The sequence below is a fragment of the Mucilaginibacter sp. OAE612 genome (assembly GCF_041806395.1).
Taxonomy (GTDB): Bacteria; Bacteroidota; Bacteroidia; order Sphingobacteriales; family Sphingobacteriaceae; genus Mucilaginibacter; species Mucilaginibacter rubeus.
The window spans coordinates 5,235,524-5,247,560 of the sequence record NZ_JBGMUW010000001.1 but is presented as its reverse complement, the minus strand read 5'-3'; the positions used below and the strand labels follow the sequence as shown (position 1 = coordinate 5,247,560).

General features: G+C 43.3%; 8 protein-coding genes and 1 pseudogene. 8 read left to right on the top strand and 1 reads right to left on the bottom strand.

Translation table 11 applies throughout. The features are described 5' to 3' along the window. The first annotated feature begins 45 nt into the window (after positions 1-45). From murG to ABID99_RS21620, 8 genes are all read left to right on the top strand, one after another. Complete coding sequence (murG, locus tag ABID99_RS21655; RefSeq protein ID WP_090531263.1) at positions 46-1,194, top strand: undecaprenyldiphospho-muramoylpentapeptide beta-N-acetylglucosaminyltransferase; 1,149 nt, start codon at positions 46-48, stop codon at positions 1,192-1,194. Positions 1,195-1,247: 53 nt separating this feature from the next. After that, a complete protein-coding gene (gene murC / locus ABID99_RS21650) occupies positions 1,248-2,606 on the top strand; it encodes a UDP-N-acetylmuramate--L-alanine ligase (protein ID WP_373615082.1) in 1,359 nt (452 codons plus the stop codon). Next, the gene (locus ABID99_RS21645; RefSeq protein ID WP_175490020.1) at positions 2,599-3,462 is read left to right on the top strand and encodes a cell division protein FtsQ/DivIB; all 864 of its coding nucleotides are present in this window, start codon (positions 2,599-2,601) and stop codon (positions 3,460-3,462) included. The genes murC and ABID99_RS21645 overlap by 8 nt, the downstream gene beginning before the upstream one ends. A gap of 1 nt (position 3,463) precedes the next feature. Next, a complete protein-coding gene (gene ftsA / locus ABID99_RS21640; RefSeq protein WP_090529889.1) occupies positions 3,464-4,807 on the top strand; it encodes a cell division protein FtsA in 1,344 nt (447 codons plus the stop codon). A gap of 130 nt (positions 4,808-4,937) precedes the next feature. Next, positions 4,938-6,545: a cell division protein FtsZ gene (ftsZ, locus tag ABID99_RS21635; RefSeq protein WP_090529886.1), complete on the top strand. Its 1,608-nt coding sequence runs from the start codon at positions 4,938-4,940 to the stop codon at positions 6,543-6,545. Between the two features lie 428 nt (positions 6,546-6,973). Further along, positions 6,974-8,218, top strand: a complete 1,245-nt coding sequence (locus ABID99_RS21630) for an aminotransferase class I/II-fold pyridoxal phosphate-dependent enzyme (RefSeq protein ID WP_373615081.1) — start codon at positions 6,974-6,976, stop codon at positions 8,216-8,218. A gap of 284 nt (positions 8,219-8,502) precedes the next feature. After that, on the top strand, positions 8,503-9,939 hold the full coding sequence (locus ABID99_RS21625; protein WP_373615080.1) for a glycoside hydrolase family 125 protein: 1,437 nt from the start codon (positions 8,503-8,505) through the stop codon (positions 9,937-9,939). Positions 9,940-10,254: 315 nt separating this feature from the next. Next, positions 10,255-10,434: a histone H1 gene (locus ABID99_RS21620; protein WP_090529881.1), complete on the top strand. Its 180-nt coding sequence runs from the start codon at positions 10,255-10,257 to the stop codon at positions 10,432-10,434. A gap of 219 nt (positions 10,435-10,653) precedes the next feature. On the opposite strand, the pseudogene dapA reads toward ABID99_RS21620, so the two are convergent. Next, positions 10,654-11,551, bottom strand: a pseudogene (dapA, locus tag ABID99_RS21615) (4-hydroxy-tetrahydrodipicolinate synthase). Positions 11,552-12,037: the final 486 nt, after the last annotated feature.

Below are 12,037 nucleotides of genomic sequence, written 5' to 3'. Positions count from 1 at the left end.
GAGGTGACTAAAAAGCGTAATTAACAAATGGAAGATAAAAGCAGTATGAAAGCAGCCAATCAAAAGCACCCCCTTCAGGGGGCGGGGGGGGCGTCGCCGCGTATCATCATAAGCGGTGGCGGAACAGGAGGACATATCTTCCCGGCTATCTCTATTGCCAATGCTTTAAAACATATTGATCCCAATACCGAAATCCTGTTTGTGGGCGCTAACGGCCGCATGGAAATGGATAAGGTGCCGGCGGCGGGTTACAAGATCATCGGTTTGGATATTCAGGGGATTCAGCGCGGTTCTATCGTAAAAAACCTAATGTTCCCTATCAAACTTGCCAATAGTGTACGCAAGGCTATCAAAATCATTAAAGATTTTAAGCCCGACGCTGCAGTAGGTGTAGGTGGATATGCATCGGGTCCGTTATTGTATGCTGCATCACTGAAAGGGATCCCATACCTCATACAGGAGCAAAACTCGTATGCAGGTATTACCAATAAATGGTTAGGTAAACATGCCCAAAAAATATGCGTGGCCTTTGATGGTATGGAGAAGTTTTTTCCTGCCGACAAGATCATCAAAACAGGTAACCCTATCCGTAAGGATGCGGTGAACATTGCCGGTAAGCATATGCAGGCTTTGGAGTTGTATCATTTGTCGCACTTTAAAAAAACGATACTGATAACCGGCGGTAGTCTTGGCGCGCGTACGCTAAACAATAGTATCATGAACGGTATAGATAAGCTGCTGGCTGCCGATGTACAGGTGATATGGCAAACCGGTAAGTTTTATTATAAAAGCATTATCGAAAAACTGGGCGAAAATTATCACCCTGATCTGCAGATCAGGGAGTTTTTAACCCGGATGGATTTGGCTTACGCCGCCGCCGATATTATCATATCAAGGGCGGGTGCAGGCACTATTGCCGAGCTGTGTGCCATTAAAAAGCCGGTGATCCTGGTGCCTTCGCCAAATGTGGCCGAAGATCATCAAACAAAAAACGCGTTAGCGCTGGTGCATGAAAACGCAGCCGTTTTTGTTGCCGACAGAGATGCTGAGGCAAAACTGGTTGACCGGGCGCTTGAATTACTGGAAGACCGCGACCTGCAAAAAAAATTGAGCACAAACATTGGTAAAATGGCCATGCCAAATGCCGATGAAGTAATAGCAAAGGAACTTATCCAAATAATAAGTAACAATTAAAATGATGGTCCTCCTCTTCCAAAGGGAGGAGGGCCTTTTTAAAACAAATTGAAATGGAACTGCACGATATAAAAAGAGTTTATCTCATAGGCATAGGCGGCATCGGTATGAGCGGCCTGGCACGCTATTTCCATCATTTGGGTTGCATTGTTTGCGGATATGACAAAACGTCGACTGATTTAACAAACCAGTTGCACAACGAGGGGATCCAGGTTGTTTTTGAAGATCATGCGGATTATATCCCCATGAGTTTCCAGAAACCATGCAACGATACGCTGATTATTTATACACCGGCGGTACCGAAGGATTCGCACATTGTTAACTATTTTAAAAACCACGGCTTTGAGCTCTATAAACGCTCGCAGGTTTTAGGCTTGATCAGCAAGAGCTCATTTACTATTGCTGTGGCGGGTACACATGGCAAAACTACCACCTCAACCATGGTAGCGCATTTGCTTAAGGCATCGGGTAATGATTGCTCTGCTTTTTTGGGTGGTATTTCATCAAATTACCAAACCAATGTGCTGTATGGCAAGAACAACGTAATGGTGGTTGAGGCCGATGAATATGATCGCTCGTTCCTTACCCTATATCCGGATGTGGCTATCATCACCTCAATGGATGCCGATCATTTGGATATCTATGGTGATCACGCGCATCTAACCGAATCGTTTAAGCTGTTCGCTTCGCATATAAAACCGGGTGGTACGCTGGTGCACAAAAATGGTTTGCCTTTGGATGGTGGTTACACCTATGCTTTCGAAGATGAAACTGCTGATGCACATGCTTCAAACGTGAGGATCATTGACGGCGATTTCTATTTCGATTATAACAGTAATGCGGTAAATATCACGGATATAAAAATGGGCATAGCCGGCACCCACAATGTGGAGAACGCCGTAGCAGCCATTGAAGCGGTGCTGAAACTGGCTATATCACCGGAAAATATTAAAGCAGCATTAGCATCTTTCAGAGGGGTTAAACGCAGGTTTGAATACATAGTTAAAACGCCAGAGCATATCTACATTGATGATTATGCGCATCATCCCGAAGAATTGAGGGCTTGTATATCATCAATAAAAAGATTATACCCGGCTAAGAAGTTAACGGCCATATTTCAGCCTCATTTATTTACCCGCACCCGCGACTTTGCCGATGGTTTTGCCGAGGTGCTGGATATGGTAGACGAGCTGATATTGCTGGAAATTTATCCGGCGCGCGAATTGCCGATAGAAGGGGTTAACTCGCAAATGCTGCTTAACAGCATGCAATTGCAAAATAAAAAGATACTGAGTAAAGAGGCCGCGGTAGCCGCTGTAGCTGCCGAAAAGCCCGAACTATTGTTAACGGTAGGTGCCGGTGATATTGACACGCTGGTACAACCTTTAAAACAAGTATTAAGCAATGAATAAAAAACTCATTTGGAAGCGTCTGTTAATAGGTTGTGCCTGGGTAATAAGCCTGGGTGGCCTTGTGGTGCTTATGAGTTTTATTGAAACAAAAAAAGCGGGTGTAAAGTGTACCGCGGTAAACGTAAGCATCCCCGGCGGGCAATATTTTATTGACAAGCAGGAGGTTGATCATATTATTGAAGTTACCAGTCACTCATTGGTAGGCAGGCCTATCGAAAATATCAATATCCAGGAACTGGAAGATAAATTGAAAGCGAACCCGTTTATTGAGTTTGCTAAAGTTTATACCGAAATGGACGGTGTACTGAGGGTTGAAGTAAGCCAGCGCCAGCCGATATTGCGCATCATGAACCATTATGATATGGATTTTTATGTAGATCAAAACGGCTTAAAGATTCCGCTATCATCAAACTTTACCGCGAGGGTATTGGTAGCTAATGGTTTTATCGAAGAGCTGTTTACCAACCGGGTTGATTCGTTACATACGCGCCTGGCTAAAGATTTGTTTAAAACGGCTGATTATATCCGTAAGGATTCGCTTTGGGATGCACAGATAGCGCAGATGTATGTGAACAGTGAGCGCGAGATAGAGCTGATTCCGAGAGTGGGCAACCAAAGGATCCTGATCGGTAATGCGGATTCGCTTAACGTAAAGTTGAACAACCTGCAGGCTTTTTACAAGCAGGTGCTGCCAAAGGTAGGCTGGGATACTTATAAAGTGATCAATGTAAAATATACCAACCAGGTTATTGGTATAAAAAATGAAAATATAAAAGCAGATTCAATTAAGGCAGCTAAAACTGCCAAACAGGATTCGCTTAGGACGAAAAGGGATACATCTCAAATTAAATTGTAATATGGACAAAAGCTCAACTCAGGAAAAAAGTTCGCCAATTGTAGTAGGATTGGATATCGGGACTACCAAGATATGTGCCATTGTTGGGCGCAGGAGCAAGAACGGGAAGATTGAGGTTTTAGGGATTGGCAAGGCCGAATCTGCGGGTGTGACGCGCGGCGTGGTGTCAAATATAGATAAAACAGTACAAGGCATTCATCAGGCGGTGGAGGTGGCGGGCTCGCAATCAAATGTAGAAATCAGGGTAGTGAACGTAGGCATTGCAGGTCAGCACATCAAAAGCTTGCAACACCGCGGTTTAATAACCCGTCGCGATCTGCAATCAGAGATCGGTCGTAAGGATATTGATAAGCTGATAGAGGATATGTATAACCTGGTGATGCCTCCGGGCGAGGAGATCATCCATGTGTTGCCACAGGAGTTTACTGTGGATAATGAACCTGGGATCAAAGATCCGATAGGTATGGCTGGCGTTAGGCTTGAGGCTAACTTCCATATTATATCTGGTCAGGTTACGGCCATCAAAAACATCGTAAAATGTGTTAACAAGGCCAGCCTGGAAAGCCAGGAACTGATCCTTGAGCCGCTTGCATCTTCAGAGTCTGTATTGAGCGAAGAGGAAAAAGAAGCGGGTGTAGTATTGGTTGATATTGGTGGTGGTACTACCGATGTGGCCATCTTTCACGAAGGTATCATTCGCCATACAGCCGTTATTCCGTTCGGCGGCAACAGCGTAACTGAGGATATCCGCGAAGGCTGTTCAGTAATGCGCAACATTGCCGAGCAACTGAAAGTAAGGTTTGGATCTGCCCTGGCCGATGAGAACAAGGAAAATGAGATTGTATGTGTGCCAGGTTTGCGTGGCCGTGAGCCAAAAGAAATTTCGGTGAAAAACCTGGCTTATGTAATTCAGGCCCGTATGGAAGAGATTGTAGAGCATGTTTACTACGAGATCAAATCATCAGGCTACGAGAAAAAGCTGATTGCTGGTATCGTGATAACAGGTGGTGGTGCGCAGTTGAAACACTTGCGTCAACTGGTTGAGTTTGTTACCGGTTTGGATTGCCGCGTAGGTTACCCAACCGAGCACCTGGCTAAAAACGAAGTGCTGCCGAAAGGTACATACGAAGAATTGCAGAGCCCAACTTTTGCTACCGGTATTGGTTTGCTCATTAAAGGGATCCAGAAAATGGAATACATGAATGAAGCGATCCCTGCCGAAGTGAAAACGGCTAAGCCAAAGTACGATGCGAAAAGTAAAGAAGGGGGCTTGTTAGACAGGCTGCTGAAAAAAAGCATCACATTTATTAAGGATGACATTAAGGATGAGGACTTTCTGAAATAATATTTATTCACAAGGGTTAAACTTATTCACATTGCTCACAAATGTGGATAAATCTTGTTGAAAAAGTGTTATTATTACGATGGTAAAATCTAATGTTGGGTTGAATTACATATAGCTGAAAACGAAGATTATGCATTTTGAAATGTTAAAAGAAAAATCGTCAATCATCAAGGTAATTGGTGTTGGCGGTGGTGGTGGTAACGCGGTAAACCATATGTACAGGCAAGGAATTACCGGTGTTGATTTTATAATATGCAACACTGATGCCCAGGCATTGGAGCTGAGCCCTATACCTAACAAGGTGCAATTGGGTGCCAGTTTAACCGAGGGCATGGGTGCAGGCTCAATACCCGAAGTAGGCAAAAATTCGGCTATTGAAAATATCGACGATATTAAACAGATGTTGGGCGTTAATACCAAAATGCTGTTCATTACAGCGGGTATGGGCGGTGGCACGGGTACAGGCGCAAGCCCTATCATTGCCAAGGCAGCGCGCGAAATGGATATATTGACGGTGGGTATCATAACCACACCTTTCTCTTTTGAAGGTAAACGCCGTAAAATGCAGGCCGATGCTGGTTTGGAAGAACTGCGTAAATATGTCGATTCGTTCCTGGTGATCTCGAACGACAGGTTACGTCAGATCTTCGGTAACCTGACAATGAGCTCTGCATTTGCCCAGGCTGATAATATATTGACTACAGCAGCTAAAGGTATTGCCGAGATCATCACCTTGCCGGGCTATATCAACGTCGACTTTAAAGATGTGCGCACGGTAATGAAGGATAGCGGTGTATCTATCATGGGCAGCTTTAGCGCAGATGGTGAAAACCGTGCCCTTAAAGCTGTTGAAGGTGCATTGGCATCGCCATTGTTGAAAGATAATGAGATTGAAGGTGCAAGGTATATATTGCTGAACATCAGCTCGGGCCTTAAAGAGGTTACCATGGATGAGATCAGCGTAATTACTGATTATATCCAGGAAGAAGCCGGCTTAGCTGCTGACCTGATCTGGGGTAACTGTATCGACGAAAACCTGGGTGAGCAATTATCGGTAACCATTATTGCTACCGGTTTCCAAACCAAAGATGAGCGCGAAAAGGAAAACAGCAACAAGAAAATAGTTTCAATGCTGGTTCCCGAAGAGCCTCAGCAGGCAAGGCCGGTTAACGAATTTATTAAACCAGTTAAGGTTGATGCTCCTGCCGAGCCTTATGCTAAAGCACCTAAAGAAGATGCAAAGCAAGCTGGGTTGTTTGATATGTTTGCCGGTAGTCGCCAGGAAGAACCTGCTGTTGTAAGGCATAGCCTAATGAATGAAGAGCCAGAGGTTGATAACGAGCCGGATACTGCTGGTTTCACTTTTAAAATGAGTGAGCCGGTGAGCTATGAGCAGCCTGTAAGGGAACAGCCACGTATGCCCGAGCCTGAACCAGAGCCAACTCCTGCACCGCAACCTGTTGGGGCTGATGATAACAAAACCAACGAATCTATAGAAGAGCAGTTAAAAAAATCGCGCGAGCGCATTATGAGACTGAAAGACCTGAGCATGAAACTGCGTACAGGTAATATTCAGGAATTGGAAAATGTACCGGCTTACAAACGTAAAGAGATAGCCCTGCAGGATACCCCGGCATCTGACGAAAGCCAGATCTCACGTTTTTCCCTGATGCAGGATAGTGAAGGTAACGTGGAGATCAGGAATAATAACTCGTATTTGCACGGAAACGCGGATTAAGAAGAGATGCAAGACTTTTAGAGTCAAGAATCAAGAGAAATAAAAACCACAATAATTGAAAGGGAGATCAACAAAAGAATTATATCTGAGCGTTGATCTCCCTTTTTGTTATTATAGTAAAAAAATGTCATTTCGATAGAGCAGGGCGGGGCAGAGGACGTTGGGGCGAAAGAGAAATCTTGTACGCTATACGATAGTGCGTTGTATGTAGTAATTGCAGAGCGTACAAGATTTCTCCTCACCCGATCACACAGGCCATCACTCTGTTCGTCGAAATGACAGCAGTTTTATATTTAGGGAAAGAATATCTCTTCTCTTGATTCTTGCTTCTTTCCTCCAAGTTATAACCTATTCTAAAAAGTTATAGCTATTGTTTAAAGGTGTTTTAACGGCTATATTTGCATTTAAATTTATAAAAACAATTCATTTTGGATTTATTTGATAAAATAACAAAAAGCTTAGGTGGGCCGATAGGTCAGCATCAAAAGTGGTCGCATGGTTATTTTTCTTTTCCTAAGCTGGAAGGTGAGATAGGCCCGCACATGGAGTTTAAGGGAAAAGAGCATTTAGTTTGGAGTCTTAACAATTACCTTGGCTTGGCTAATCATCCCGAAGTAAGGCAGGCTGATGCGCAAGCCGCTGCCGATTACGGTATGGCTTACCCTATGGGTGCAAGGATGATGTCGGGAAACTCAATTCATCACGAAGAGCTGGAGAACAACCTCGCTGCTTTTGTTGGCAAGCAATCGGCCTTTTTGCTAAATTACGGTTACCAGGGAATGGTATCTATAATTGATGCACTGGTTGACAGGAATGACGTTATTGTTTACGATGCCGAATCGCACGCCTGTATCATTGATGGCGTACGTTTACATATGGGTAAACGCTTTGTTTATCAGCACAACGATATTGAAAGCTGCGAAAAACAGCTGGAACGTGCAACTCGCCTAACCGAACAAACCGGCGGCGGGATTCTGTTAATTACCGAAGGTGTTTTTGGTATGTCGGGCGCGCAAGGCAAACTTAAAGCAGTTGCCGATCTTAAAAAGAAATTCAACTTTCGTTTATTGGTTGATGATGCGCATGGTTTTGGTACCATGGGTAAAACCGGTGCCGGTACGCATGAAGAGCAGGATTGTATGGATGAAGTGGATGTGTACTTTGCTACCTTTGCTAAATCAATGGCCGGTATTGGCGCTTTTGTAGCTGCCGATCAGGATATCATCCATTATCTGCGTTACAATATGCGTTCGCAAACTTTCGCCAAAGCATTGCCTATGCCAATGGTATTAGGTTTAAAAAAGCGCTTTGAAATGCTGAAAAGTCAGCCGGAGCTTCGTGAAAAATTGTGGCAGATTGCAAATGCTTTGCAGCAAGGTTTACGGGAACGTGGTTTTGACCTCGGAGTATCAAATACTATGGTTACCCCGGTATTTCTAAAAGGCGATCTTTTTGAAGCCACCGCCCTAACCCGCGACCTGCGCGAAAACTATGGCATCTTTTGTTCGATAGTAGTGTACCCGGTTATCCCTAAAGGATTAATTGTACTAAGGCTGATCCCAACAGCGGCTCATAGTTTGGAGGATGTACAACGTACCCTTGATGCTTACAGTGCTATCGGTGAAAAATTAAAGGCCGGTTATTACAAAGAGAATAAACTGGAAATTGCTTAAACGCATTTGATAATACTTAGAAGCCTCGGAGAGATCCGGGGCTTTTTTTGTTTTTTTTTGCATCTGATGTAGAGGCGCATCACATGCGTCTCTCGTTTGAAATGCCGCTATGGTGAATAAATTACGAGGGGCTTTTGCCCTTTTAGTAGACGTATGTGATGCGTCTCTACGTTGAAGATTACCACCCCTTGAAAATCCTTGATAAAACGTTCCTAAATTATTTTAGCAAGCTTTTTTGTTTAACAAAAACCCTTTTCTATTTTTACGCCTACCATATCAAAACCATGAAATTAACCAGACGACATTTTATAAAAATTAACAGCGTTGCGGCTGCCGGTATCGGTTTAGGTGTAACTCCTGTATTTGCTTCGGCTGTGGCTCCTGCCTTTGAAAGCCAGCGCCCAAAACTGGCCGACCGTAAGTTTACCAGTAAGGCGGTTGAGGCCATCATTAAAAAAGTTAAGGCCGATATTAAAGACCCTGAAGTTGCGTGGCTTTTCGAAAACTGCTATCCAAACACTTTAGATACTACCGTAAACTATTCTGAAAAAGATGGTAAGCCTGATACCTTCGTAATCACGGGCGATATTAATGCTATGTGGATGCGCGATTCGTCGGCACAGGTTTGGCCATATTTGCCACTCATTAAAAATGACCCAGCATTAAAAAAATTAATCCAGGGTGTATTGAGCCGCCAGGCTAAGTGCGTGATCATTGACCCATATGCAAATGCCTTTAACGAGGGCCCAACCGGCAGCGAGTGGGACAGCGACCGCACCACCATGAAACCCGAATTGCACGAGCGCAAATGGGAAATAGATTCACTTTGCTACCCTGTAAGGCTGGCTTATAATTACTGGAAAATAAGTGGCGACAGCAGCTTTTTCGACGAGAGCTGGCAAAAAGCAGGTAAGATCATCCTGGCTACTTTCAAAGAACAGCAACGTAAGGATGGTAAAGGCCCCTACTTTTTCCAGCGCAAAACCGAAACACAAAGTGATACCGCACCAAACAGAGGCTATGGGAATCCCGTTAAACCCGTTGGTTTGATCTGCTCTATCTTCCGTCCGTCGGATGATGCAACCATTTATCCATTCCTGATCCCCTCAAACTACTTCGCGGTAGCAAGCTTAAACCAAATGGCCGAAATGTACAGTACCATCGGTCATGATAATGCTACCGCTGATGCTTGTAAGGCTTTAGCAACAGAGGTTCAGGCGGCACTTAAACAATATGCTGTTGGCCATCACCCGCAATTTGGTCAGGTTATCCCGTTTGAGGTTGATGGTTATGGAAACCAACTTTTCATGGATGATTCGAACGTTCCAAGTTTGTTGGCTCTGCCTTATCTTGATTCGGTAAAAGTTGATGATCCGTTGTACCAAAATACCCGTAAATTTGTACTGAGCGATAGTAATCCTTACTACTTTAAAGGCACCGCTGCCGAAGGCATTGGAGGTCCGCACGTGGGTATAGGTTATATTTGGCCAATGGCAATCATTATGCGCGGTATTACATCAACTGATAAAGCAGAGATTGTACAGTGTATCAAATGGCTGAAAAGCACACATGCAGGCACCGGTTTCATGCACGAATCCTTTAATAAAGACGATGCAAAGGACTTTACCCGCAAATGGTTTGCCTGGGCTAACACTTTATTTGGCGAATTGATACTAAAAGTGCACGAACACTACCCTGACATACTACAACAGACTTTTTAAACCAGCTGAATATGTTAATACTTAATAGTATTTAAAATACTACGTTTAAGTTGTATGGTTTGCTGTAAATATTATTTATGCCGAATTATGGCTTGTATTTTAATTATTAATGAATCTTATTTTTAAATATAGGTTTGATTTAAACTTTTTAATAAAAAATAAGCAACGGTTAATAAATCAAAATGGGCAAAAATGTGGAAAAAAACCACTGTTAAGGCCGTATTTTTTGGCTTCAAAAGTTTTTAATTACCAAAAAACATTTTAGCTTAGCTTTAATTAAAACAATAAACCTCAAAATTTAAAAGGAGTAATTAAATGAAAAAATTTACTGAAGTAAAAGAGCTTGTAGCAGCTTTAGAGGCCGACGCCGACAAATTCTACAATAAAGGAAACAGCGCTGCCGGTACACGTGTACGTAAAGGTATGCAGGATCTTAAAAACCTGGCACAGGCAATCCGCCTTGAAGTTCAGGAGGCGAAGAATAAAGAGGCTTAGTAAGATTTTTATCATCTTATTCCAATAAAAAACCCGGTCCATGGACCGGGTTTTTTATTTTATGGAAAGCTTTCGACATGTGACTAAAAAAGCCCTCCAGGGAATATAAAAAACGTCATTGCTATGTACGAAGCAATCGCAAACTTTACAGGGTATACCTGCTAATAGGGAATTGCTTCGTACCTCGCCATGACGCCTGTAGAGGATGATTCTTGTATTTTATGCTTTTACTGCTACCGGAGCCAGCTTTTTAAGCTCTTCCACAATAGCACCGGCAGTTTTTTCGCTTACCTGTACCAATGGTAGCCGCACTGTATCGCCGCAGATGCCTAATTGTTTTAGGGCAGTTTTAACACCTGCAGGGCTACCTTCGGCAAACATTAATCGGGTAAACTCAATCAGATCAAAATGCGCGGCATGTGCTGCTTTGTAATCGCCGTTCAGCAAAAGCCTAACCATGTCAGATAATTGACGCGGCAAAGCATTACCAATAACAGATATCGCACCAACTCCGCCTAAAGCCATCATGGGCAAAGTAACCGGATCATCGCCTGATATAAACAGGAAATCCTCGGGCTTGTCGCGCATCAACTGGTTAAACAGGTCGAAATTGCCCGATGCTTCTTTGATACCGATTATGTTTTTAAACTCCTTTGCCAGGCGTACAGTTGTTTCAGCGCTGATGGTACTGCCTGTACGGCTTGGTACGTTATACAGGATTATAGGTAGTTTAGTATTTTGTGCTATAGCCCTGTAGTGCTGATAAATACCCTCCTGGGTAGGTTTGTTATAATGCGGACTTGCTGAAAGTATAGCATCATAGCCTTCTGTATCAAACGATTTTATTTGCTCAACAACTTCATGAGTATTATTACCGCCAATACCCGCCACCAGGCCAACGCGCTTATTTACCACTTCGGCTGTGAAAGCCCAAACCTGCTTTCGTTCAGCCTCGCTCAATGTGGCACTTTCGCCGGTTGTACCTAACGACACCAGGTATTCCACCCCGCCATCAATCAAATGTTCAATCAGGTTTCTCAACCCGTTGTAGTCAATTTGACCATCCGCATGAAAAAGGGGTTACCATAGCTACCCCTGTTCCGTAAAATATATTCATGATTAAAATTAAAAGGATGCTAATATAGTGATTAGTGATTGTAGATTAAGAGTTTATTAGAGGTTTATTTTTTGAAAAAGTGCCTTGATTGCGTTTAAAGTTAGATTTTGGATAATTGGGATGTTTAATTTGAATGGATTGAAATACATCTTTAAATATTGGGCTAATGTAAAGGTTACCGTGGGGACACGGCAACGGGGATGTATGTATCTTCTTTTGGCGCAAGTGTTGTGCGGTTGATTGTGTGAGGGTTCACTTGTGACTTTTTAGTACAATAACATCTCAAATCCGAAATTAATAATGGCGTTGCCTGCGGCCGGGCTATCCGCTCATACGCCTGCAGGCATTCCGCTCATGGCCGGTATCCGCTACTATCCCTAAGCAAAAACCTTAAAAAAATAAAACAAAGCATTTCAAAACGCATTGCCTTTAGCCTTTAGCCTTTAGCCTTTAGCCTTTAGCCTTTAGCCTTTAGCCTTTAGCCTT